Annotated in this window: 29 protein-coding genes and 1 tRNA gene; 7 read left to right on the top strand and 23 right to left on the bottom strand. The window is 34.5% G+C overall.

Annotation, left to right across the window (positions count from 1 at the left end; genetic code table 11):
* The first annotated feature begins 18 nt into the window (after positions 1-18).
* A complete protein-coding gene (locus J2S06_RS02205; protein ID WP_419151150.1) occupies positions 19-819 on the top strand; it encodes a YqhG family protein in 801 nt (266 codons plus the stop codon).
* Positions 820-937: 118 nt separating this feature from the next.
* On the opposite strand, the gene J2S06_RS02200 is transcribed toward J2S06_RS02205, so the two are convergent.
* The 9 genes from J2S06_RS02200 to comGA form a co-directional block, all read right to left on the bottom strand.
* Positions 938-1,129: a YqzE family protein gene (locus tag J2S06_RS02200; protein WP_419151149.1), complete on the bottom strand. Its 192-nt coding sequence runs from the start codon at positions 1,127-1,129 to the stop codon at positions 938-940.
* A 26-nt stretch (positions 1,130-1,155) separates the two neighbouring features.
* A complete protein-coding gene (locus J2S06_RS02195; protein ID WP_419151148.1) occupies positions 1,156-1,674 on the bottom strand; it encodes a shikimate kinase in 519 nt (172 codons plus the stop codon).
* A 62-nt stretch (positions 1,675-1,736) separates the two neighbouring features.
* A complete protein-coding gene (comGG, locus tag J2S06_RS02190; RefSeq protein ID WP_419151147.1) occupies positions 1,737-2,105 on the bottom strand; it encodes a competence type IV pilus minor pilin ComGG in 369 nt (122 codons plus the stop codon).
* Positions 2,095-2,568, bottom strand: a complete 474-nt coding sequence (gene comGF, locus J2S06_RS02185) for a competence type IV pilus minor pilin ComGF (RefSeq protein WP_083979389.1) — start codon at positions 2,566-2,568, stop codon at positions 2,095-2,097. Before comGF ends, comGG begins: the two co-directional genes overlap by 11 nt.
* Complete coding sequence (gene comGE / locus J2S06_RS02180) at positions 2,525-2,848, bottom strand: competence type IV pilus minor pilin ComGE (RefSeq protein WP_419151146.1); 324 nt, start codon at positions 2,846-2,848, stop codon at positions 2,525-2,527. Before comGE ends, comGF begins: the two co-directional genes overlap by 44 nt.
* Complete coding sequence (gene comGD / locus J2S06_RS02175; RefSeq protein WP_419151145.1) at positions 2,832-3,281, bottom strand: competence type IV pilus minor pilin ComGD; 450 nt, start codon at positions 3,279-3,281, stop codon at positions 2,832-2,834. The genes comGE and comGD overlap by 17 nt, the downstream gene beginning before the upstream one ends.
* A complete protein-coding gene (comGC, locus tag J2S06_RS02170) occupies positions 3,278-3,580 on the bottom strand; it encodes a competence type IV pilus major pilin ComGC (protein ID WP_044894416.1) in 303 nt (100 codons plus the stop codon). Before comGC ends, comGD begins: the two co-directional genes overlap by 4 nt.
* A gap of 12 nt (positions 3,581-3,592) precedes the next feature.
* A complete protein-coding gene (comGB, locus tag J2S06_RS02165; protein ID WP_419151144.1) occupies positions 3,593-4,624 on the bottom strand; it encodes a competence type IV pilus assembly protein ComGB in 1,032 nt (343 codons plus the stop codon).
* Positions 4,611-5,681 (bottom strand): competence type IV pilus ATPase ComGA, encoded by a 1,071-nt coding sequence (comGA, locus tag J2S06_RS02160; protein ID WP_419151143.1) that lies wholly within the window; start codon positions 5,679-5,681, stop codon positions 4,611-4,613. Before comGA ends, comGB begins: the two co-directional genes overlap by 14 nt.
* A gap of 270 nt (positions 5,682-5,951) precedes the next feature.
* On the opposite strand from comGA, the gene J2S06_RS02155 reads away from it, so the two are divergent.
* Both J2S06_RS02155 and J2S06_RS02150 read left to right on the top strand, forming a co-directional pair.
* Positions 5,952-6,023: transfer RNA gene (locus J2S06_RS02155), tRNA-Gln, on the top strand.
* A gap of 147 nt (positions 6,024-6,170) precedes the next feature.
* The gene (locus J2S06_RS02150) at positions 6,171-6,416 is read left to right on the top strand and encodes a DUF2626 domain-containing protein (RefSeq protein WP_044894419.1); all 246 of its coding nucleotides are present in this window, start codon (positions 6,171-6,173) and stop codon (positions 6,414-6,416) included.
* 140 nt (positions 6,417-6,556) lie between these two features.
* On the opposite strand, the gene J2S06_RS02145 is transcribed toward J2S06_RS02150, so the two are convergent.
* Positions 6,557-7,201, bottom strand: a complete 645-nt coding sequence (locus J2S06_RS02145) for an MBL fold metallo-hydrolase (RefSeq protein WP_419151142.1) — start codon at positions 7,199-7,201, stop codon at positions 6,557-6,559.
* 518 nt (positions 7,202-7,719) lie between these two features.
* On the opposite strand from J2S06_RS02145, the gene J2S06_RS02140 reads away from it, so the two are divergent.
* Positions 7,720-7,893 carry a DUF2759 domain-containing protein gene (locus J2S06_RS02140; protein WP_419151141.1) on the top strand — a complete coding sequence of 58 codons (174 nt, stop codon included), beginning with the start codon at positions 7,720-7,722 and terminating at the stop codon, positions 7,891-7,893.
* A gap of 116 nt (positions 7,894-8,009) precedes the next feature.
* On the opposite strand, the gene J2S06_RS02135 is transcribed toward J2S06_RS02140, so the two are convergent.
* The 6 genes from J2S06_RS02135 to J2S06_RS02110 form a co-directional block, all read right to left on the bottom strand.
* Positions 8,010-9,113, bottom strand: coding sequence for a YqgU-like beta propeller domain-containing protein (locus tag J2S06_RS02135; RefSeq protein ID WP_419151140.1), 1,104 nt, complete (start codon positions 9,111-9,113; stop codon positions 8,010-8,012).
* A 77-nt stretch (positions 9,114-9,190) separates the two neighbouring features.
* Positions 9,191-10,327 (bottom strand): M14 family metallopeptidase, encoded by a 1,137-nt coding sequence (locus J2S06_RS02130; RefSeq protein WP_419151139.1) that lies wholly within the window; start codon positions 10,325-10,327, stop codon positions 9,191-9,193.
* A 114-nt stretch (positions 10,328-10,441) separates the two neighbouring features.
* A complete protein-coding gene (locus J2S06_RS02125) occupies positions 10,442-12,319 on the bottom strand; it encodes an LTA synthase family protein (protein ID WP_419151138.1) in 1,878 nt (625 codons plus the stop codon).
* Positions 12,320-12,597: 278 nt separating this feature from the next.
* Entirely contained in the window at positions 12,598-13,563 is a 966-nt protein-coding gene (locus tag J2S06_RS02120) for an ROK family glucokinase (RefSeq protein WP_419151137.1), read from the bottom strand.
* A gap of 5 nt (positions 13,564-13,568) precedes the next feature.
* Positions 13,569-13,784, bottom strand: a complete 216-nt coding sequence (locus J2S06_RS02115; protein ID WP_044894426.1) for a YqgQ family protein — start codon at positions 13,782-13,784, stop codon at positions 13,569-13,571.
* 191 nt (positions 13,785-13,975) lie between these two features.
* Entirely contained in the window at positions 13,976-15,439 is a 1,464-nt protein-coding gene (locus J2S06_RS02110; protein WP_044894427.1) for a spore germination protein, read from the bottom strand.
* A 255-nt stretch (positions 15,440-15,694) separates the two neighbouring features.
* Between J2S06_RS02110 and J2S06_RS02105 the strand changes: the two genes are divergently transcribed.
* Positions 15,695-16,576, top strand: a complete 882-nt coding sequence (locus tag J2S06_RS02105; protein WP_052659507.1) for a hypothetical protein — start codon at positions 15,695-15,697, stop codon at positions 16,574-16,576.
* Between the two features lie 287 nt (positions 16,577-16,863).
* Here the strand turns inward: J2S06_RS02105 and J2S06_RS02100 are convergent, their stop codons facing one another.
* From J2S06_RS02100 to rpmG, 6 genes are all read right to left on the bottom strand, one after another.
* Positions 16,864-17,265: an acyl-CoA thioesterase gene (locus J2S06_RS02100; protein WP_419151136.1), complete on the bottom strand. Its 402-nt coding sequence runs from the start codon at positions 17,263-17,265 to the stop codon at positions 16,864-16,866.
* A 51-nt stretch (positions 17,266-17,316) separates the two neighbouring features.
* Complete coding sequence (locus tag J2S06_RS02095; protein WP_044894429.1) at positions 17,317-18,507, bottom strand: rhomboid family intramembrane serine protease; 1,191 nt, start codon at positions 18,505-18,507, stop codon at positions 17,317-17,319.
* Positions 18,508-18,642: 135 nt separating this feature from the next.
* Positions 18,643-18,828, bottom strand: coding sequence for a hypothetical protein (locus J2S06_RS02090; RefSeq protein ID WP_044894430.1), 186 nt, complete (start codon positions 18,826-18,828; stop codon positions 18,643-18,645).
* A gap of 65 nt (positions 18,829-18,893) precedes the next feature.
* Complete coding sequence (locus J2S06_RS02085; protein ID WP_044894431.1) at positions 18,894-19,688, bottom strand: DUF92 domain-containing protein; 795 nt, start codon at positions 19,686-19,688, stop codon at positions 18,894-18,896.
* A complete protein-coding gene (locus J2S06_RS02080; RefSeq protein WP_083979259.1) occupies positions 19,675-20,250 on the bottom strand; it encodes a 5-formyltetrahydrofolate cyclo-ligase in 576 nt (191 codons plus the stop codon). Before J2S06_RS02080 ends, J2S06_RS02085 begins: the two co-directional genes overlap by 14 nt.
* A 63-nt stretch (positions 20,251-20,313) precedes the next feature.
* Positions 20,314-20,463 (bottom strand): 50S ribosomal protein L33, encoded by a 150-nt coding sequence (rpmG, locus tag J2S06_RS02075; protein WP_044894432.1) that lies wholly within the window; start codon positions 20,461-20,463, stop codon positions 20,314-20,316.
* Between the two features lie 433 nt (positions 20,464-20,896).
* On the opposite strand from rpmG, the gene J2S06_RS02070 reads away from it, so the two are divergent.
* Both J2S06_RS02070 and J2S06_RS02065 read left to right on the top strand, forming a co-directional pair.
* Positions 20,897-21,259 carry a DUF6115 domain-containing protein gene (locus J2S06_RS02070; RefSeq protein ID WP_044894433.1) on the top strand — a complete coding sequence of 121 codons (363 nt, stop codon included), beginning with the start codon at positions 20,897-20,899 and terminating at the stop codon, positions 21,257-21,259.
* Positions 21,256-21,777 carry an endolytic transglycosylase MltG gene (locus tag J2S06_RS02065; protein WP_052659508.1) on the top strand — a complete coding sequence of 174 codons (522 nt, stop codon included), beginning with the start codon at positions 21,256-21,258 and terminating at the stop codon, positions 21,775-21,777. The genes J2S06_RS02070 and J2S06_RS02065 overlap by 4 nt, the downstream gene beginning before the upstream one ends.
* A 284-nt stretch (positions 21,778-22,061) precedes the next feature.
* Here J2S06_RS02065 and phoU read toward each other — a convergent pair whose 3' ends face one another.
* Positions 22,062-22,718: a phosphate signaling complex protein PhoU gene (phoU, locus tag J2S06_RS02060; protein ID WP_419151135.1), complete on the bottom strand. Its 657-nt coding sequence runs from the start codon at positions 22,716-22,718 to the stop codon at positions 22,062-22,064.
* Positions 22,719-22,744: the final 26 nt, after the last annotated feature.

Genomic DNA, 22,744 nt, shown 5'->3' with positions numbered 1-22,744 from the left:
AGAAAGGGGGGTTTTACTTTGCAGCAAGCAGATATTCAACACTTCTTAAAGCGATTTTTTATTTCAAATCAATGTGAAATTGTTGAAGAAGGAACAGGCTATTTTACGGTTCAACTAACAATTGAAATGGACAAGGAGCTCATGAACCGTCCATTTTATTGGCATTACGTAGAAAAAACAGGTGGCACTCCGAATCCAATGAAACTAACCTTTATTACAGACCCTAAAGCTAGCCCGTCTGAATTATCAGGTGAAAAAATACATTTTGGTTCACCAAGACTTCACCAAATTTTCCAAGCAACAAAAAAGTTTGGGGGCTTTATTCGTTTATATGAGAAGACGAAACATCAAAGTGGAAATACAGCACTTCACCCTTGGATTGGAGTAAATGTAACCATTTCTTATGTTTGTGATAAAAAGAAAGATTTTGTTCGCTCGATCGGATTACATTTAATTAATGGAACGATTGTCGAAGAATTTCAAAAAAAACTAGAATCGTTATCCTTAACACCGAAAATCCCCGATTATTGTTTTACTATCACGCCGATCATTAAACCACAAAGCGGACTTAAACGCATTGAAAGATATATTGAGCGCATCGTAGAACAAGATGATCACACATGGGCTGAGGATGCAAAGCAGCGTATGAATCGCGACATGATGCTCTTAAACCATTTTTATGAAGATTTAAAAGAGAAACCGGATGTATATTGGAGTGAACGCGAAGCATTAAACTGTTTATATAAACCACGTATTCATATTAACATTGAAAATGGTGGCCTTTTTTATTTATCAGCAAATCATGTATGGACCGAATGACTAAATTCACATTGCCATCCTTCCTCCTTCATACATAAACATTTCGATTAAAAACAGGAAAGAGGCTTCCCATAAGTATCAGATTACACTAAAAAGGCGCTGACACTGACAGCCTCTTCTACTGCGTGCGTTTTTTTCGTTTTTTGATCGATAAAGCAATAGAGAAAGGGATGATCCCAAACCATACGTTCAAAAATGAAGGGTTCTCGCTTTTTCGTTTTTTTCTTTGAATCTTTCTTTCCTCTTTCGGTGTATCCATAAATTTTATTACTTGTTCAGTTATAAACTTTAAATAGTCGTTAGTTGACAACGCTCAGCACCTCGGTTCATCTTTTTTTAACTATTTTTTCCTAATTGCTGAGCTTTTAAACAATCAACTATTTTCCATACAACTTCATTTGGTGTAAGATACGATGTAACAATCTGAAAATCAGCTTCTTTGTAAAAGCGTTCTCTTTGTTGAAATAAATGAATGATTTCAGGTTTTGTTTTTTTATTCGCTAAAGGCCTATTTGAATCTTGTTGAATCCGTTCATACAAAACATCCAGATCACAATCCAAAAAAATCACGATACCATTTTCTTTCATCCACTGTCGGTTTTCATCCTTTATGACGATACCGCCTCCTGTTGTAATAATGACATCTTTAGTAGGCATTTGTTGCAAGCATTGTGATTCTATTTTTCGAAAAAAAGCCTCTCCCTTTTCTGCAAATATTTTCGGAATGGATTGCCCCATTTTCTTTTCAATTTGTTCATCAGTGTCGATAACAGGAAGCTGTAAATACTCTCCAAGTAATTTTCCTATCGTTGTTTTCCCTGCCCCCATAAATCCAGTAAGAAAAATGGCTTTCATCGTTTCTCCTCCCAATTTATAGATGACTTAACCCTATCATAAAATATTTCAATTTGTGAAGGCTATTCACTTTCAACCCACTTCATAATTTGTTCGTTATTTGTATCGTACACATATGAAGCAGAGTAGGTTGTATTGTTGACAGTTTCACATGTAATGGAAACTTTGATCAACCCGTCATCCATTTCATTTACAATATAAGAAATATTGCCCGTCGGAAGAGAGAGCGTTTCTTTCTTTCTGTTGACTAAATGGTTAGACGAGTGCTGCACGGCAAGCATCATTAAATTTTCTAAAGCGAAAAACTCTTGCGTATCTTTATAAAATTGAATGTCACGAACATAAATGCTTACATTCGCCATAATGATAAAAAATATAAACAGTGATAAAACGATTGTCAAAGGAAAAATATAGCCTTTTTCATTCTTCACGTTTGACCAATCCTTTGTAATCCCTAATGATAGCATCATAAAAAGAACCTTTTAAACTTTCAATTTCAATCGAAACTCCATGTTGAACTTGCTGAAAATGTGATGTTTTCACTCGTTGTAGCATCACAATATGCCCTTGCCCCTCAACTTGATAACGAATCACATTTCCGTACTGACTAATCATAATGTTTCTTCCTTTTATATCTTCGTAAGTGATGATATTTGAACGCACTTGAAGTTGATTTGCATTTTTTAAATCCTTTTGTAAAGTAATTAAAAACACTTTCCATTCATATGGGTGCAAATCTTTCGAATGCACCGATGTTTTGAGAAAATAAGATAAAAGGACGTTAAACGAAAATAGAATCAGAAGGGCAATGGAAAAACTAATGAGAAGATTAGCAAAAGTGAAACCACGATTACGGTAAAGAATAGCCACAAACTTCGTTTTCGTTCGTCTCACCCCATTTTATGCATAATTTGTAGTATTCACCTTCTTCAGACCAAAATAAAACGTATGTGTTTTTCCCTTTCCTTACTTCGCCGTTTACTTTCGTTTTTTCGTAAGCATAATGTTGTAATTCTTCGTGTAAAAGCTGATAAGCTTCGGTTTTCATGACTAAATTCCGTTCGTTTAAGATGATCGAAGTTAAGATCGGTATCATCATCATTGTAATAAAGCACCATAGTGAAAATGAAAGGATCGATTCCGCTAATACACTTCCTTTACAATTTTTCCACACGAAAACGCCCCTTTCCAATCGTAAAAATGACTTTATACGTTTCATCATCAATATAAATAAAGATTGAGCCTCCACGATTTATAGAACCATTCGGCATAAAAATAATTGGAAATCTCAACGTTGTCGCTTTTACTTGAATATGTTTTCCATATTTCCTTTCAAATAGTTCTCCTTTAAAAGCATAACGCTCCGCTTCATAATACGATTGATCCGGATACCAATAGATTAATATTTGTTCTTGATGTACCATCGCATATTGCTGTACATATAAAATATCTGTTTCGAGCTGTCGGAAAAATTGATCAATGACCTTGCGTTTATGAATGTTTGCCCCATTATACCAGATGATTGAGCTCATAAACGTGACAACCATTAACACGATCATCATTTCTACAATCGTAAAACCTTTGCTATTTTTGTGGAAATCCATCATTCTTTGATCACATTACCATTACTATCAATGTTTAACTTCTCTCCACTAGGGCAAACTGGATCTTTATTATTCGGCAAATATCCTTTATCGATTAAATCTTGTATGGAGGGTTGTGTATGAAACTCCATTTCATAAGCAACAACTTGTCCTTGCACCATATCGATTAATCCTTCACAGCCTTTTTCTTGAATATTTTTATTTTGTGATGCAATGTTTGGAATCGTTATAAGTAATAAAATCGAAATGACAAGTAACACGACTAGCATTTCTACAAGAGTAAATCCTTTTTCATTTTTCATCTTGATCCTCCTCTAAATTTTTTCCATCATTTGATACATAGGGAGCATAATGGATAAATATACAGCTAATACAAGTATTCCAATAATGAGAAAAATAAGTGGTTGAACATAACTAAAAACCTTCACAGTCTTTTGTTCTATGCGGTCAATTAACATTTGACTATATGTGAAAAGTTCCCGATCCAATTTTCCACTAGCTTGACCATGGTGAACAATAGCAGATAATTCCGCTTCAAAAAAAGGACGTTTGGCCAAAATTTCATCTAATCGTTCCCCTTTTTTTAATTCCGTCATAAAAAACCTTGCTTCTTCTTGATAAAAAGGCATCAAGTTTTGTTCGCAAAATACAGTCAAGCTTTCAAAAATGGATAGCCCGCCTTTTAACAAATAGCTCATTTGTGAAGAAAAATAATAACTATGATATATCTTTAATCCTTTTCCTATGATTGGAATGCGTACTAAAATATTTTGTTGTTTTGTTGGGGGGTACTTGCGAAAGACAAAATGATAATAGGGGATGATGAAAAAAGGGGATAAAATAGTTATCAAAAATATTGTTTTCAGCAAATCAAACATCGATAGTAATAAAAACAAAAAGAATGATGTCGTCAAGTTCATTGATTCATACATTTTCACAAATTGTGGAGCAATGACTGTTTGTGCGGTATATAAAATAAAGACCATCATCATAATCAGAAATATAGGATATCTTAAAATTTGCTTTGCCTTTTCAATGTGAAGGAGCTGTTTTTCTAGCATGGCACTACTTTCTTTGAATGCGAACTTTATGTCACCATGTTGTTCAGCGAAATATAAATAGCTTAATACATATTGATGAAATCCATTTTTTTCCAATGCCGTACGAATGGAATTTCCTTCTGTAAGTCGTTGAACACATTCTCGAAGATCTTCTTTCAAGTTGTGAGGAACATGAATCATTGTAAAAGAAATCGCATCATTTAACGAGTATCCTTCATCAAGTAAATCACTCACTTTTTTTAAAAATTGCGCCTGCAGCTTTTTCTTCCATTTACCCTTTTTCATTATCATACACCCAACGCTCATACGTTTTTGGATATAAATAACCTAACGCAATTCCTTTTTTGATTAGATCTTTTAACTTTTTATAGTCAAAACAAACCTCTTCTCCTTTTGCTTCTTGAATAGCTGCTGACAAATTGCGGCCATATAACAATTCATAAATACATAACCTTCTCGTTTTCTTTAGCGTTTTACAATATGGGGAGCAGCCTTCTTGACAAAACGGACAAGCGATATCAACTAGTCTTTGCGCAACAAGAGCTATTAACGTTTGTTCAATTTCTGAAAGGGTTACACCAAATTCTAGTAACCGATAGATAGCTCCTTTTGTGTCCTTCGTATGCATAGTCGTTAACACTAAATGTCCTGTAAATGCAGCTCGAATCGCAATTTTCGCTGTTTCAGCATCACGTATTTCCCCGACCATAATAATATCAGGATCGTGACGTAAAATGGCTTTCAAACCGGCAACATATGTCATTCCAGCTTTTTCATTGACTTGAACTTGCAGCACATCATCAGATTTCGTTTCAACAGGATCTTCAAGTGTAATAATGTTTCGTTTAAAATGCTTCTTAGCATATTGAAGCAATGAATAAAGCGTAGTCGTTTTCCCTGATCCCGTGGGCCCTGTGAAAATCATAAGTCCATGTGAATGGTTCAAAAACGACAATATTTTTTTCGTCGATTGCCGAAATAGCGATAACTTGGAAAGGGGCTGAATCGTTTTTTGCGGCAATATGCGGATCACTAAACTTTCATCAAACACAGTCGGTAATGTTGATAAACGCAAATGAACATTATAGGAATTTGTTTTAATAGTTAAGGCGCCATTTTGCGGACGTCTCCTTTCCCCTATATCCATTGATGCTAAAAATTTTAAATGGGAAATTAATCGTTCACTGAAATACTTTGGAATGACTTTTTTTTCAAACAATTCTTCATCAATGCGGAATTGAATAATTGAATCACGCTCCCTTGGAACGATATGAATATCTGATGCGTTTACCGAATTCGCTTCTTCGATTAATTGCTCACTGAACTTTTCAACAGAAAACAAATTTTTATCCCTCCTTTTTTACGTTCTAACATTATCCTACATAATGATGATCGAAAAGACGAATTTTAAAAATGAAATTTTTCTAATGCAAAACGTATAAAAAAACGAAATTATTCTCATAATAAAAATAAAAATTCATGTCATTACTCAATCGAAAAATGTAATTTTACAAAGTTAACAAATCACCAACATCTTATACCTCCATCTAAGATGTATCACAAAAAGAAAATAGTAATGGATGTTCAGTCGCAAAGCGCTATTTATTTCCAGTGGGCTATAGCCAAGTGGTAAGGCAACGGACTTTGACTCCGTGATGCGCTGGTTCGAATCCAGCTAGCCCAGCCTTTTTTATTTTTGAACATTTTGTAACAACCTGTTTTTTTGCCCTATGGAAGCTGCCACGATTGAAAACGGTGTATTTACAACTGTTGTTGAGGTACTTTATAATAAAGAAAGTGGTGGAACCTGAGGCAAAGGAGGGAAATCAATATGGATCGTATGTTCCGCGTTCTTGGATTTTGGACAGGAATTTTTGCCGTTATGTTTTATTTAGGTGATATGCATACTACGTCTTTACTTTTCTTCGGCCAAACAGGATTTTTTGTGCTCTTATCTTATTTAAAATTAACTGAGCGGATGTATATTTATATTTTTGGTGCCTATTTAACCATTTTCTTCGTTGGCTTTACATATTGGACAACGTTTATGATGGTGCCTGGTCAAGGAGGCCATTAAGAAAAAAGGCAATTCCTCATAGCTGGAATTGCCTTTTTTATATGACTTATTTGGAAAAGGCGGCAACGATTCAAAATTATGAACCACGATCATGAACATGGTTATAATCAGAAACGATCAAAACTATTTATTCAATACTTCTATAAATCAATAGAAAATCCATTTAAAAATGGGTTTGTTTCCATTTCTTCCATAATGGTCGTTTCTGGTCCATGACCAGAAAGAACAACCGTTTCTTCTGGAAGTGTTAATAATTTTTGATGGAGACTTTGCAAGAGCTGCTGATGGTTTCCACCTGGCAAATCTGTACGGCCAATACTTCCTTTAAATAAAGCATCCCCAGAAAAGACGGCACCTACTCTTTCACAATAATAAGAAACACTTCCAGGTGAATGTCCAGGTGTTTCGTATATTTGGAATTGAAAAGCTCCGATCGTAAGTAGTGTTTCTTTTTCAATTATATGATCAGCTTTATTCGCTTTGATTTTCCCAGCCATAAAATATTGAGAACCATTTAAGGCAGGATCTTCTAACCAATCCTGCTCATTTTTATGAATATAAACAGGGATTTGAAAGCGAGTTCGAACATCCTCTACTGCACCAATATGATCAAAATGAGCATGTGTTAACACTACCGCTAACGGCTTTAATTTTTTCTGTTCTATGTGCTGAATAAGTTTTTCTCCTTCGCTTCCAGGGTCAAAAATAATACAATCGTTCCCTTCATTAAATAATAAATAAGCATTCGTTTGGAGTGGACCTAATGGTATTCTTTCCCATTTCATGACAAGCACCTCTCTTTACGATTTCATTTTTTCTTTCCCTTTCAATGTAACGATTTTCCTTCTTCATCATACAGTCATTTCCTAAGAACGTCAAAAACGAAGGCTGTTTTCGTAAACTTTGTTGCTTTTCGACTGTCGAATAACTATCGTATAGTAAAGCAACAATCTTTTAGAAAAGAGCCAAAACGAAAAACAACAACCATATCGTTTTGATTTTATCCCTTGCATGAAATGAGGCAAAGTGGGTAAAGCTATTCAAGCACAATATTTCCAAAATCAAATATTCACAAGTATTAGAGATTTGATCAGCTGGAAATAATCATGGATAGAATTCACAGAGGACGATTAATTTTGATGAATCATTCCAACAACTTGTTCAAAAAATTGCCACAACCTGTAGGTGGTGATTTCATATTTCACCTCGACAAAACAAAGGAAAGCGATTAAAATATTAAGGGAATCTTTTATTTATTTGTCAGTGGAATTATGTTGATGTTGATCAATAAGGGGGCTAGAATATGGGGTTAGTCATTATTTTCTCATTAGTAACGTTGCTTGGAATTTTTGGCTTATTCCGTTCTTTTAAAGAAAAAAATGTTTTAGGAGTATTATTTGCTTTCGGAACAGTAGCGATTTTTGGCTGGTTTACAGTCATGACTGTTTTGCATCAAGGTTTCCCTCAAGCGCATTAACGATCTCAATATCTCAAAAAAGGTGACCAAAAAGGAGTTGACATTTCCTTTCGAGGTCACCTCTTTTATTTTGTATGTAAATAGGTTATTTAATGTTTTTGTTAGACCACCCCTACTTATTGAATAAGATTGATCATCTTTCTGTCTTTTATATCAATGAGCTTTTCAAATCGGTATCCATATAGGATATATTGTCCAGATGGAGAAATTGATATAGGCTCATTGGCGATATTTTTCACTAACTCATTCTTTTTCCCTGTCTTTATTTGAATGTTAATTAAATGAAAGGATGTATTGTTTTCAGTTGTATCCATTGGGATAAACGTATAAAATTCATCTCTCTTATTAAAAACATCAAAATATGGAAATAACCATCCTGAATATTCGGATATTAAAGAGACATCAAAAAAAGAAAGTTTTTGTAAATCTTTAAAACGAAGGAATACATATTGCCCCTTTCCCTTCTCATCTAAGTTTTCTTGTAAATATAATAAGAATGGCCCAGAACTTACATGACCAATTACATGATCGGCAATTTTTTTCTCATTCCTATCTAGTAGGTCATACAAAAATAGTGGGGCGCTAAGTTCTGGCTCCTCTTCATTCCATTTAATATACGTAAATTGATGTTGATTTGACCACTGAACAAAAGGAGCCTCCACGACATTTTTTTCAATCCTTTGTTCAGCAAGATCGATCAAATATGTTTCAAAGGACCAATCTTCTAAAAATGATGTAACCAATATTTGCTGAGAATGATAAGGATTCCAAGCAAAATGAAGCTCGTATGATCCGACTTCCCACTTAAACAATTCATTTCCATGACGATCAATAAAGAGGATTGTCGCTTGATAATGGTTTGGACTTAAATGAACGAGAAAAATATTTCGATCAGGGCTTGGTACAACTTGCATTATCGGGGTGTTTGCCACAAAAAAAGTTGAAGACTGTCCGTTAAAAAGATTATAGCGGATAATTTCCGATAAGTTGGGCTTGTTTTGAACATATAAAATGTTCGATTCATCATACCACCCAGCGATATTTTGAAAAAATTGTTCATCAATATCGATCGGGTAAATAGTCGTTTCGGTTTCTTTTTGATTGTTTTCGTTCCCATTACCATTTTGTTGTTTCTCTTTTTCGCCTAGTTGATGAGATGCTTCACAAGCAGTAAGCCAAAAAAGAAAAACAAGTAATACGATGCAGCTTTTTCTTCTCATCAACTCCAACCTCACTCTTAACATTTATCTGTATTATATTTAGACGAATTACTTCATCAAAAAGTTTCATTATTTTCTTACATATATAAAGATGCCCAAAAAATACCTTGTGCTTTTTCAAAAATCTCATCAAACTGTTTAAGCGGCAATGGATTAACTCCTAAACCAAGTTCTACCGTAAAACCTGGTTTTCGATAGCGATAAATAAACCAATCGCGAAAACCGGCATGACTATCAATATAACGTACTGCTTTATAACCACTTATACGTGAAAATTCCTTTACAATCTTGTGTGACTCTTCCGGTTCTCGATTTAAATACCCCCAATAAATCTCTTCACCTTGTGTATGAAATGCGATGATCCGATCAAAATTTGAATTATCCACTAACTTCGCCATGGCAATTGCTTCCGGCTCTGTTAAAGGATGAGTTCCTGGAAAATCTCGCGGAGCTGGTGATTTAGGAATTTTCCTCTGTTTTTCAATTTCCCAAAAGGCAGGATATTGATTATTTAAATCCACTCCACGAATATTGGCCTTCCACCTAGAAAAATCTCGAATGCCCTCATTGATTTGCAGCACCTTTTCCCAATGATCCTCTTTCATGTGGACTTTATTTAAAACAAGATTGACTCCATCTGGATTAACCATCGGTACAAGCGAAATCGTTCTGCTTTCATATAATTCTCGAGCACGAAAGCCTTCGTAGGTATCATCATGGACTATTTTTCTTAAATAGTCATCTAACCATTTCATTATAATAGCGGTTGTAATCCATTCATTCGCATGAAACGACCCATTCATATGAATTTGCAGCTTACCTTGTCCGATAATTAGTTCGTAAATTGGAGCTCCTAAAACACTTTGGCCGATCACTCTTTTTTTTACAAATGGATAGCATTCTTGAATCGTTGAAATGTCTTTTTGAAACGAAAAAAAATCATAATTTTTCTTTGTATCGATAAGGGGAGAGGAAATCATTTCAGCTTTATACAGATCGTTAGGGTATTTTAAATAAATTATATGATTTCGATCAATTTCAAGTGAAGGGCTATTTTCTCCTTTTATTTTCCAACCTGGAATATGAATGATTTCTCCTTTCTGTATAACTTCCTGCCGAATCTTTAGGTTGGAATCTCGAATCAATTTTTCAGTTAACGAAAACTCTCTAGCTAATTCCTTTAAAGAAGTATCAGTTGTTACAACGATTTTCATCAACATTTCCCCTTCCTACGATGCTTTTTACTATCAGTTTATGTAGGTAAGAGGATATAGTTGATTCCCTATACAATTTAAAAAAGCGCTCTGATCAAAAGACCTGAGCGCTTCTTAATTTTGATGATCCTTTTCTTTTTCAAAAAATCTGAGTAAATCTCCGTAAATGATTTCATCTGAATAATCTAATTCATTTTTCGCTTTTTCCATATACGGTTCACAAGCATTTGCATCTTCCGCCGGTTCACCAGTTTCAATTTTATAGCATACACCTCGTGTATAAACATGTTTATCCGTAATAAAGCTTCCATCACGCAATACTACAAACGGTAAACGATCTTTAGCAAATAAATCTGTACCAAATTGAATGTCATTTTCTTGATCAATACCAAGCAAGTTTAAAATGGTTGGTTTCAAATCAATTTGTCCTGCAACATGATGGAAGACTTTCGGATTTTGATCAGTAATTCCAGGTATATGAATAATTAATGGGACACGCTGCAATTGCACAGTATCAAATGGTGTAATTTCCTCTTTTTCTAAAAACTGGCTCATCGCTGTATTATGGTTTTCAGAAATTCCATAATGGTCACCATATAAGATAATGACCGAATTATCATAAAGTCCTGCCTCTTTTAATTTTTGAATAAACACTTTTACTGCTTCATCTGTATAACGAACCGTTGTAAAATAACGGTTTACAACACGATCATTCGAATCAAATTCCTCGATAAACTTATCTTCTTCCTCTAATTCAAACGGGAAGTGATTCGTTAATGTAATATATTTTGTATAGAACGGCTGAGGCAGATCCTTTAACATTTGTACAGACTGTTCAAAAAACGGAATATCTTTTAGTCCCCAACCTACCGAATTTTCTTCCATTATTTCAAAGTCCTTCATTGAGAAGAAGTGATCATAACCTAACGCATTATACATCACATCGCGATTCCAAAACGTGCGATTATTTGCATGGAAAACAGCAGTATAATAACCGTAATTCTTCAAAATCTCCGGTGTTGCATTATACTCGTTGTTAGCATGAGTAAAGAATACAGACCCACGACCAAGCGGATACAATGAGTTTTCTAATAAAAACTCAGAATCCGATGTTTTTCCTTGTCCTGTTTGATGATAAAAATTATCAAAGTAGTAGCTTTGCTTGATGAAATCATTTAAAAATGGCGTAATTTCTTGCCCATTAAGCTCTTCATTAATCACAAAATTTTGGAAGGATTCTAAAGAAACAATAAAAACATTACGTCCTTTCGCAATTCCATGCATTTCCTCATTCGGCTGTTTTTCATTTGCATTTAAATAATTCTCAATTTCCACCAAATTGTTGCTATCAGCAAGCGCTCGCTGTGCTGATGTTTTCGACTGAAGTAATGCATCATAAATATGGAAATTATAGGCACCAATGTTCTTGACCAACATTTCACGGTCAAAAGAACGGGTTAGTAATTGCGGACGTTCTGTTTCAGCTAATCCTAAGTTAAAAAAGAAAATCGCTGCCGCCATTAAAAAATACGCAGTTCGTTCTTTTCTTGTTGTTTTGGCAGCTTTTCGGAAATAAGGTTTTCGTGAAATCCATATTAAAAAGGCAATATCAATAAACATTAATAAATCAATTGGTTGAATGAGTTCTGTAATACTGCTTCCTAAATCGCCCATGTTACTAGCTTGGAAGAGAACTGGAATGGTTAAAAAATCATTGTAAAAACGATAAAAAATCATGTTAGCTAATAAGATGATGGTCATTAAAATATTTGTACCGATTACCCAACGGTTCCGGTTTTTTTCCTTCATAAAAAGACCAATACCAAAAATAACCAACAAAAAACTTAACGGGTTGATAAATAAAATAAACTCTTGTGTAAAGTTTTCTATTTTTATGTCAAAGCTAGTTTTGTAGACAATATACGTTTTCAACCACATCAAAGCTGTTGCTAGTAGCAAAAAGGAAATCTTGGAAAACGTGTTTTTACGCATAATTAAACCTCCTTAACGGTGGAAACTGCGCATTCATATAAATTATTTTTTCCATTTTTTAGGGTTAACAACAATTCAACTAACTCATATCTTAATACTTCTTTTACAAAAAATCAATGTTTTTTAATATTAGTATTACAATATGATGTTAGACTTATATTTTAGGTGTCTCTTTCTCCCACTATATAGACGTAAAACTTCATAAAAAGTTTCACTATTCATTCAAAATGTTGTATCATTAGCACAAAAAAGAAAAGCGCTTGATAAGCGCTAAAATGCTAGTGATTCATGATTTTCGATTTTACAAGCCATGCGCCCCCAATAACTCCCGCATCATTCCCGAGTGTGGCAACTCGTATTTCAGCACCCTTTGCTACGGCTGGAAACGCAAATTTGTTAAAATAAAATGTCACATTTTCTATAAATAAATCAGCACCTCGTGAAACTCCTCCGCCGATGACGATTTTCGCTGGATTTAAGCCATTTGCTAAATTTGCTAATGCAAGTCCTAAATGAAAGGACATTTCTTCAATGACTTCAAGCGCTGCTTGATCTTGTTTTCTTGCAGCATCAAAAACATCTTTAGCGGTAAGTTTACCGTTTTGTTCATAAAGATCATTTAAAATACTTGTTTCAATCTTTTGCATTTTTTCAATGGCGATGCGAACAATACCAGTCGCAGAAGCAATCGTTTCTAAGCAGCCTGTTTTCCCACAGTTGCATCGGGCTCCTCCTTCAGGAACAGCAGTTATGTGACCAATTTCTCCTCCAGCACCACGTACACCGTGAATAACTTCACCGTTTGCAATAATACCGCCGCCAACACCTGTGCCAAGCGTAACACATATTAAATCTTTTGCCTGTTGTCCTGCTCCTTTCCACATTTCCCCTAATGCGGCAATGTTTGCATCGTTATCAATAATTGCTGGCAAACCTATTGCCTGTTCAAGCTTTTCTTTCAAAGGATAATTTTCCCATCCTAAATTTACCGCTTGATAAACTACACCTGTTTCAAGATTGACAGGTCCTGGAGCCCCCATTCCTATACCAGCAAGTTGGTCTTTTAAAATTCCGATGGATTTTGCTTTTTCTTCAATGGCTTTGGCGATGTCTTCCACAATCGTGTTATCTTTTTTATTCGTTGGTATTTCCCACTTTTCAATTAATACTCCATTCATGTTTATAAACGCTAATTTAATCGTTGTTCCGCCGAGATCAACCCCAACAAGATATGTTTCTGTCATTTTCCTCATCCTTTATTTTTCAAATGTTTTTCCCGTTCCCGCTGCATTTCTTGTCTCAACAAAAGCAGGGCCATCTGATAATCTTTCGCTTCAATCAACTTTGATTCGTATAGCTGTTTGATTTCCTCTTCCATTAATTCCAAATCAGCCATTCTGTCCCCGATATAAATAATCGTCCCGTACTGTTTTAACAGCTGCTGTATATCATAAATCGTTTTCAAACACTGTCACCTTCTAACTCAATGTATCAGTACATATTCAAGTATAAAGAATCCCATTTAGCCGTCAAGAAGTAAATGGTAGAAAACAAATTCACTTTAATGGACTAGATTAAAACCCTCTTGTCAACAAGTGTTCTACTTTTTCATTTCCAAGCTACAAAAAGAGACAACAGTGATAATCATCTGTTGTCTTAACGGTCGGGGTCTCGAGGATGGAGAAACCGCGGTCTTCGGTTTTTTAAAGGAATTGGTGAGCGGATAAACACATCACGAAGTGCACGATAATTAAATGGAATGAATGGCCATAAATAAGGGACTTGGAATGATTTTAATCTTGCTAACATTAAGAGCCATAATGTTGCAGCAATGACATAACCTAATAGTCCAAGCCATCCAGCTGCTAACAAAAGCCCCATACGAGTCAATCGATTAGCTAAACTCAGCTCATAACTTGGGGTCGCAAACGTTCCAATTGCAGCCATTGACAAATATAAAATGACTTCATTTGATAAAAGTCCAACTTCTACCGCTACTTGTCCGATCATCAATGCAGCTATTAATCCTAATGCAGTTGCTAAGGATGACGGAGTATGAATCGCGGCCATTCGCAATAAATCAATGCCTAATTCAATGATGATAAACTGCAGCAATAACGGAACGGACCCCTCTTCTTTTGTACCGATAAATCCCATGAAGTTCGGAACCATTTCTCGGTTTTCAGCAAGTAAATACCATAATGGTAAAAGAAAAATGGATGCAAATACTCCGATAAAACGGACAAATCTTAAATAGGCACCTGTAAATGGTTTATTTCGATATTCCTCCATATGCTGCAAATGATGCCAAAAAGTCGTTGGAGTAATAAGCGCACTCGGTGAACCATCTACAAAAATAATGACATGTCCTTCAAACAAATGTACAGCAGCTGTATCAGGGCGTTCCGTATATCTCACAAGCGGATAAGGATTCCAATGTCTTCCAGATAAAAATTCTTCAATTGTCTTTTCAGCCATTGGTAGCCCATCAGTATCAATACGAGCGAGAGCTTTTTTCACTTCCTCAACATGATGTCTGTCGGCAATATCCTCTATATAACAAACGACAATGTCAGTCTTCGATCTTCTACCTACTTGTATATACTCCATTCGTAAAGATGGATCTCTTACCCTTCTCCGCGTTAACGCTGTGTTAAAAACAATCGTTTCCACAAAACCGTCTCTAGAGCCTCTTACAACCCTTTCCATATCGGGCTCTTCTGGTCCCCGAACAGGGTATGTTCTAGCATCAATTACGATTGCATACTCTAAACCATCCACAATGAGAACAGAAGGCCCTGCCAGAACATAATCAACAATTTTTTCTAAGTCATCTGTTGTGTCAATCTCAACATACGGTATATACGTTTTAATCAATTTTTCAAGAGTATGTTTTTCTAATGTTTCGCGCTTTTGCTTCGCCAAAAATTCCATTAAATAATGAAGAATGTCATCTTTAACAAAACCGTCAATCATATAAAATGTCATATCACGTTCAGCATATGTGACATCAAGCTTAATAACGTCAAAACTTTTATCGACACCTAATTTTTCATTTAAAAAATGGCGATTTTTCCTAATTTCCGCTGAAACTTTATGTTCAATCTTTTTTTGTTTCATCGCAATTCTCCATTTCTATTGAGATCAAAGCACCTATATGGCTTTTCCCAAATAAAGTGAATCACCCATCTACGAAGATGGAATTTAATTACATTGGTCGGATCACAAGAGCCAACATGCACTGTAACTTTTCGATTCCTCACGTTTTTTCTTTAGCCATCATGGACAATTTTTTTAAAAAACATACCATTTAAGTGATATTTCGTTCATGACAAGCATATTTCTTAACATACTTGTACGGTCGGAGTGATCAAAATGGTCATGTTGAAACGAAAATGGAAGTTTTTTTTATTCCTTTCATTCGTCCTTGCTATGACGATCTATTTATCTAAACTTTTTTCTGTTCGTGAAAGCATCATCTTTTTTCCTTTAAGCGATCAAGTGTTTTTTACCGAAACATATACAACGTTATCGTTGATCGGAAAAAAAAATTCAGAGGAATATGCTATTGAATGGGATGTTCATTCTTCAACGAGTGAAGAAATTTATTTACGACAAGATATTTCGATGTTATTTGCTGACGGTATTTTGAGGGATACATTGTCTGAATGGGAGGACAATAGTCAAAAACTCGCTCAATATGTGAAGGTAACTGGAAAAGACAGCAGCCATTATCAAGCCATTTCTTTTCATTACGGGGAAATTCATATAAATGAAGAAGCGATCCACAGTGTCCAAAAAATGAGTGATGACCACCTATATGTTATTCATTCATCGTTTAGTCCTTTAACCTCTTTTCGCACACCAGAAACAAGGGAGGAAAACGAATGGAAAGAAATATTGGATCATATTCAAAATCAACATCTGCACTATCGCTGGAATTCTCTCATGAAACATTTTCAGATTGATGAGTCTCAATATTATCCAATACCATTCACGGAATTATCGTCCTATAATGAAAAAGCACTAAATGGATTAACTTTTGAACAGACACAAATCGTGATCGGAAAATTGTGGGAAGGGCTATATAAAAATTATTTTCTCGGACTAAAACAAAAAGACGGATCGATTGAAGACCCTATTGGAAGCAGTGTACCGCTTATTTTAGTTGCAAAAGATCATTCTCATCTTCTTGTGCTTATTGAAGGGAAAAGCGGTTATCCTTATAAATTATATCAACGGATTAGTTTTGAATAAGGTAATATACGACGATAGACATTCATAAATCTAACAAGAACTTTCGAATTCAACAGCGAAAAACCACGGGTTAATTTAGCCCGTGGAACAACAATCTAGAATACTTCTAATCTACCGAACTGTAAAAATGGGATTGATTCGTTTGCTACTTTCCTTGAAATTGAGGTTTTCTTTTCTCTTGAAATGCGCGAACTCCTTCGAGATGATCTTCTGTTTGAATCATTAAAGTTTGGGTGATTCGTTCTTGAAAAAACCATGGAAATATTCGTGCGATTGGCCGATTTTTATTAGGTAGCCATATATTTTGTTAACTCTTCTTTTAGTTGAGGAGGGATTGCAGCACTTTGTTGTTTTTGAAAATCAAAATAAACAACTACCGCCTCTCCATTCGCAATTAGTTGATTCGTTTCCTCATCTACGACTCTAGAACTAAGACGAAAACTTTTTGTACCAATATGCGAAACTGAAGTAAGAATACAGAGCTTCTGATTAAAATAGGCCTGCTTTACAAAATCACATTTCGTAGATGCTAAAATAAAATTCCATTTTTTAGGATCAACCTGAAAGCCGATATCACGAAAAAAATTGATTCTTGCTTCTTCTAAATAAATAAAGTAACTGATATTATTTACGTGCCCTAATGCGTCTGTTTCACAAAAACGTACTTTTACGTAGCTTTCATGTACCACGTAACATCACTCCTTTTCCCTTTACATTGACATCTTATAAGCCCTCACTCATTAACTCCCAAGATAAAAGCTATAGTAAAAAAGTCCATACACTAGCCCTATCGATAATATAACTCCAACAAGTCGTAAAAATAAACGGGACATTTTCGGTAGTTGTACAATTAAGGCGGCAATAAATCCGCCCATTAATCCACCAATATGCCCTGCATTATCAACATTTGGAATCGTAAATCCCAGAGCTAAATTTATGGCGATCACAATTAAGATATTCGGTCCAATTGTACGAAAAAACAAATTCGGCTTCATGATGCCTAGCAGCAATAAAGAACCAAACAATCCAAAAATGGATCCTGAGGCTCCAGCAGAAATGGCGGGACTAAAAACAAAACTTAAAAATGAACCAATAATACCTGCAAATAGGTAAATAAATAAAAACCGCCAAGATCCGTACATCTTTTCAACAGTAGTCCCAATATAATACAAAGCAAAGGAATTCATTAATAAGTGCAAAAAGCCTATATGTAAAAAAATTGGAGTGATAAGCCGCCACCATTCACCTTGATAGATGAGTTCATTCACTTTAGCACCAAAAAAAATTAAGGTGTTCGTATTGGTACTTCCCCCAAACAGCTCGAGAACTAAAAACATAAACATTTGTACCCCTAAAAAAATATAAGTAAAAAACGGCTTTCCCCTCTCAAAAATTTCCCGTTCTTGTCTAATTTGTTGATTCGCAAATGTAACAACAGTATGTTTAATCCTATTTAATTGTTCATAATCCATTTGGTCAACATGATAAAATTCCAAATGATTCAATAACGTTGCAAATGAAACGGAAAGCGCTTCTTCAAGAGAAACTATTCCTTCCGTCTTATGCTCCTTGTCAATGAAAATCGTTTTTAATGCCGTGCGTCCTTTCGTTAAAGGCCTTTGTACTATATGGCGCCATTCATCAACAGGTTCATATGTAGATATGTAAACATTTAAAATATTTAAACTAGGCTTATAAGATTGTTTGCGAATGGATTCAAATGTTGATAAGGATGCGTCTAGATCTTGTGCAATCCAATTGCTCCAATCAATATCAAAGCGTTTTAAACGAATTAGCTGAAAATCTTTACGATTGGCAGGCTCAAGCCACACTTCATGATGATCAGATGATAGATTGACAAGTCGAAAATGTTTTTGAATGACTAAATTTTCAATTAATCGCCAAAAAAGATAGTCTTGATAAATAACCATTTTTTGATCTCTCCGAAACATTTTTTTCTATTATAACAAGCCATTGATGTTTTATAAATGAAACTGTAACCAAAAGAGGCAGAAAATAAAATAATGGCCGCCTCTCCCTCTGAGCCAGCCAAGACATTTACGATGTTAAGATTGAAATAATAATGCATTTTTGAGGAAACGTTCTTTCATATACGGAATATTAAGAGCAAGACTAATGAAAATATGACGAATGATTTTTTGTCCAAGAAGCATGTTTAATATTTGATAACGAAATTGAACAATCATCAAAACACCTATGAATAACAGGATCAAACTTTTTAATTGTTTCATCAAAACCCCTCCTGCTTTTAACATTTGTTAAAAGAGGAGTCTTTATCCGTAAATAAACAGCAAATTTAAAAAATCAAAATATAAAACAAATAAGAAAGCAATGTGGCTAGCGTTATGGATAAAAAATTGACCCCATCATTGTTCATAAAGGATAAGCCGTGTATTTTTTGCGCACGATTATTGCAATGAACCTTTTTTTCCGTCTTGATACGGCATACTTTACATCGATATTTCACTTGTAAAGTACTCCCTAATACCGTGTCCAAAAGGCTTCCGATAAACCCAAACAGGATTACCGTAAACAAAACAATAACATCCTGTGTAAATAACATATAGAATGCTATTCCGATGAGACTGGCACCGTAAAAAGCAGCCAGTGTACCAAGCATTGTCACCGCACCTGAAGTCCCTATATCCACTTCTTTAAATGACCATAATAACCGTGGTTTTCTTTTACTTAAAGTTCCTATTTCTGATGCCCAAGTGTCAGCATTAGCGCTTGCAATCGCAACGGCAAATAACGACTCCCATGGAGCTACATCATAATAGATAAAAGAACAAATGGCCATGATTGCGGGAATACCACCATTGGCTAATACTTGAAAGCTATCGCGCTGATCTCCTTTTTCTACAATTTTTTCAAGACTTTGTTTCTTTTCTTTTTTATATTTACTCCATAAACTCGATGATGCAAAAAAGATGCCCAATACGATTAGTCCATTCCAGCCAAAGCCAATATAAATGCTTAACCCAATTGCAAATGCTGCGAGAGACCCAGTAAAAGTTAATAGCTTCAAAAAAACGCCGCTGATTGAAAGAAAAAATATGAAAAGAAAGGAGATTATATTAACGGCCGTCATGTATACAGTTCACCGTACCTATTTCTGTAATTATTTGTTTCACAGGTATATCATGGTCATCAAATGGAATTTTATCAATTATCTGACATGAAAAAGCAAGTGAAATCGTTTGCTGATGAAAATGTTTTAAATAGCGATCGTAATAACCCCCTCCATATCCAATCCGGTAGCCTTTCGGATCAAAAACAATACCTGGAACAATCATTAGATCTATTTCCTTTGCTTCACAAAGCTCCGTTTCAGCAACAATTGGCTCTTTTAATCCAAAGTATACAGATTCTAACTGGTCGAATGAATGAATATATCGAAATTCCATCCGCTTTTCTTTTGGATAACATTTGGGAACAGCTATCTTTTTTCCTTCTTCCCAACCCTGTTGTATAATTGGATACGTATTGACTTCTTTTCCTTTCGATATCGTTATCCCAATAGTGGCTGCCGTTTTCCAGTACGTGTTTTCATATAAGCGATGAGCGATTTGATTAGACATCTTTTCGTAAGTATCATCTTTTATTAAAGCCAATTTTTGTTTGACCATGTTACGGTATTGTAACTTATTCAATTATTTTCCCCCCAAGTTGTTTATGATCATAAAAAAACAGCAGGAAATGCATTTCCTACTGTTTTATTTTGTTTCACGATGTAAAGTATGCTTCTTATCTCTTGGACAATATTTTTTTAACTCTATACGTTCTGTATTTGTGCGTTTATTTTTTGTCGAAATATAGTTACGCTCACCACATTCTGTGCAAGCTAACGTGATATTTACACGCATTTTTATTTCCCTCCAAACATCAATTTTTAAATCAGACTTTTATATAATACCATTATTATTCTTTAAAATCCACAGCAAATCAACATTTTCAATTTAAATCATCATCGTTTAACAAGAAATAGCTTTTTTTTAAAGTTTATTTTCGTAAACTTTGTTGCTTTTCGACTCGGTATAGCGTGACATTGCTAGCGAGTCGCTTGCAAGCGAACAATTTTTTTGAAAAGAGCCTTTGAAAAAATTATATGAAAATGTTCTGAGCGACCGACAAATAAGAAAATTATAGATCGTATTTATATCATTAGGTTTACTAGAAAAACGAACCATTCAATATGTAGCATTTTACAATAATCAACTCTTTTCTTAAAAATTCATTTAGTTTCTACATTATTTATGTTATAAAAATATAGGGAATATGTTTAAGAAGGTGAGAATAATGGAATTCGTGATTGTTTTATTATTTTTAATAAGTATCGTCTTATTAGGAATATCATTTACTGGACGGGATCACTTCAAAGAATTAGAGCAAGAAGTGGAACACTTATCCGTCTCAGCTATGCAGGAAATATATAAAATTAAGAAAAAAATGAGAGTTTTTGAAGAAGAGCTTTTACAAAGTGGAAACGGCTCAATTAGTCAAAACACTCAACCTATTATTAATTTTGATTACTATACAAAAAATCAAATCCTAACAAAATATAAACAAGGAATGTCCATTACGGATATCGCCAAATCTGAAAATGTGACAGCTGAAGAAGTAAAACTAATTATTGAACAAAATAAGAGGGAGTTATCATGAACAAAAAAAGTTTACAAGCTTTTTCTGCAGGAATGATTGTCTCTACATCGCTTTTAAGCCTAACATTTTATCTTGGTGGATATAACAAACCAACTGTCGCTGAAAAAAAAATAACAGAAACAGATATTAACAAATATTTATCAGAAAATGAGCAAATTGTAATTTCCAAAAAAGAATATGAACAATTAATAGCTTTAAAGGATCAAGAGGTTACAAAAGAACAAAATCAGCAAGAAGCAGTAGAAAATACAAAGGAAACAGAAAAAAATAACAACGAACAAACACAAAGTAAAGAGGAAGTTCAACAAGAACCGAAAAAAGTAATGATTACAATTCAAGAAGGCATGACGACTAGTGATGTTTCTAAAGCACTTGAAAGCGCAGGAATTATCAAATCCGCATCCGAATTTAATCAATATTTAATTAAAAACGATTATCATACACGGGTACAAATCGGAACATTTGAAGTAAATGAAAATATGAGCTTTTATGAAATTGCAGAAGCTATTACGAGATAAGAAAAACGCAAGCGCCCCGCTTAGCGACGTATGAACTGGACCGCTCCGCATGAGATAAAGGAAACACGAAGAGCGAAAGCGTCGATGTTGACTTATCGGAAGGAGGAGAGGGAAGTTCACTAGTCGCTGGGCGGCTTTCACTAGACATCCATAACTATATAAAAGGGTTGATTCCTTCGTGATCATGATATAAATTCTGATATTATAATAAAAAGGGTGTCCCAAAAGTATACAATTTGGGACACCCTCTTCCTATTTAATGGGAAAAGATGAAAACATGTTAGTTAATCATTTAAATCATAATGTCGACCTTTAACTAAATAAAAAATGTTTTCAGATATGTTAGTTGCATGATCTGCCGTTCTTTCAATATAACGACTAACAAAAGCTAATTGTGTGACTTGATTAATCGATTCATTTTTTTTCGGAAAGATGTTAAACAATTCGCGAATGGTTTCTCCATATAATGCATCGACTTGATCATCCATATCCGCTACCTTTTTCGCAAGCAAAACATCCTCTTCATTAAACGCTTTAATTATCATTGAAAGCATATTTGTAGCTATTTCATGCATTTTCAAAAGGTTATCTATCGGTTTAATAAATGGTTCATTTCCGATGCGAATGGCTGCCTTTGCAATATTCACAGCAAAATCCGCCATTCTTTCAATATCTGCTGCTATTTTAATGGCTGTTACAATTCTCCGTAAATCAATAGCAACAGGCTGTTGTTTAGCAATTAAAATAATAGCAAAATCATTGATTTCTTCTTCCAAAATATCAACTTTTTTATCATCTTCAATTACTTCTAAAGCTAAATCGATATTTTGCTTATGAAACGCATCCATTGCTTTATTCAGAGCAGTTTCCGTTAAATCACCTAATTCGACTAATTTTGATTGAAGCTCTTTTAAATCTAATTCAAATTTTTCCCTAATCATTCATGTACCCCCATTTTGGTCCTTCT

This window comes from Bacillus alveayuensis, assembly GCA_030812955.1.
Classification (GTDB): domain Bacteria; phylum Bacillota; class Bacilli; order Bacillales; family Aeribacillaceae; genus Bacillus_CB; species Bacillus_CB alveayuensis.
The sequence above is the reverse complement of the archived record's forward strand: the minus strand, read 5'-3'. Positions and strand labels throughout refer to the sequence as shown.

Coding starts and splice junctions, on each gene's coding strand:
- J2S06_RS02195 (WP_419151148.1), bottom strand. CDS start 1,674: ATGAAAGCCATTTTTCTTACTGGATTTATGGGGGCAGGGAAAACAACG.
- comGD (WP_419151145.1), bottom strand. CDS start 3,281: ATGATGGATTTCCACAAAAATAGCAAAGGTTTTACGATTGTAGAAATG.
- comGC (WP_044894416.1), bottom strand. CDS start 3,580: ATGAAAAATGAAAAAGGATTTACTCTTGTAGAAATGCTAGTCGTGTTA.
- comGB (WP_419151144.1), bottom strand. CDS start 4,624: ATGAAAAAGGGTAAATGGAAGAAAAAGCTGCAGGCGCAATTTTTAAAA.
- J2S06_RS02150 (WP_044894419.1), top strand. CDS start 6,171: ATGGATCGTATGTTCCGCGTTCTTGGATTTTGGACAGGAATTTTTGCC.
- J2S06_RS02145 (WP_419151142.1), bottom strand. CDS start 7,201: ATGAAATGGGAAAGAATACCATTAGGTCCACTCCAAACGAATGCTTAT.
- J2S06_RS02140 (WP_419151141.1), top strand. CDS start 7,720: ATGGGGTTAGTCATTATTTTCTCATTAGTAACGTTGCTTGGAATTTTT.
- J2S06_RS02135 (WP_419151140.1), bottom strand. CDS start 9,113: ATGAGAAGAAAAAGCTGCATCGTATTACTTGTTTTTCTTTTTTGGCTT.
- J2S06_RS02130 (WP_419151139.1), bottom strand. CDS start 10,327: ATGAAAATCGTTGTAACAACTGATACTTCTTTAAAGGAATTAGCTAGA.
- J2S06_RS02125 (WP_419151138.1), bottom strand. CDS start 12,319: ATGCGTAAAAACACGTTTTCCAAGATTTCCTTTTTGCTACTAGCAACA.
- J2S06_RS02120 (WP_419151137.1), bottom strand. CDS start 13,563: ATGACAGAAACATATCTTGTTGGGGTTGATCTCGGCGGAACAACGATT.
- J2S06_RS02110 (WP_044894427.1), bottom strand. CDS start 15,439: ATGAAACAAAAAAAGATTGAACATAAAGTTTCAGCGGAAATTAGGAAA.
- J2S06_RS02105 (WP_052659507.1), top strand. CDS start 15,695: ATGGTCATGTTGAAACGAAAATGGAAGTTTTTTTTATTCCTTTCATTC.
- J2S06_RS02095 (WP_044894429.1), bottom strand. CDS start 18,507: ATGGTTATTTATCAAGACTATCTTTTTTGGCGATTAATTGAAAATTTA.
- J2S06_RS02090 (WP_044894430.1), bottom strand. CDS start 18,828: ATGAAACAATTAAAAAGTTTGATCCTGTTATTCATAGGTGTTTTGATG.
- J2S06_RS02085 (WP_044894431.1), bottom strand. CDS start 19,688: ATGACGGCCGTTAATATAATCTCCTTTCTTTTCATATTTTTTCTTTCA.
- rpmG (WP_044894432.1), bottom strand. CDS start 20,463: ATGCGTGTAAATATCACGTTAGCTTGCACAGAATGTGGTGAGCGTAAC.
- J2S06_RS02070 (WP_044894433.1), top strand. CDS start 20,897: ATGGAATTCGTGATTGTTTTATTATTTTTAATAAGTATCGTCTTATTA.
- J2S06_RS02065 (WP_052659508.1), top strand. CDS start 21,256: ATGAACAAAAAAAGTTTACAAGCTTTTTCTGCAGGAATGATTGTCTCT.
- phoU (WP_419151135.1), bottom strand. CDS start 22,718: ATGATTAGGGAAAAATTTGAATTAGATTTAAAAGAGCTTCAATCAAAA.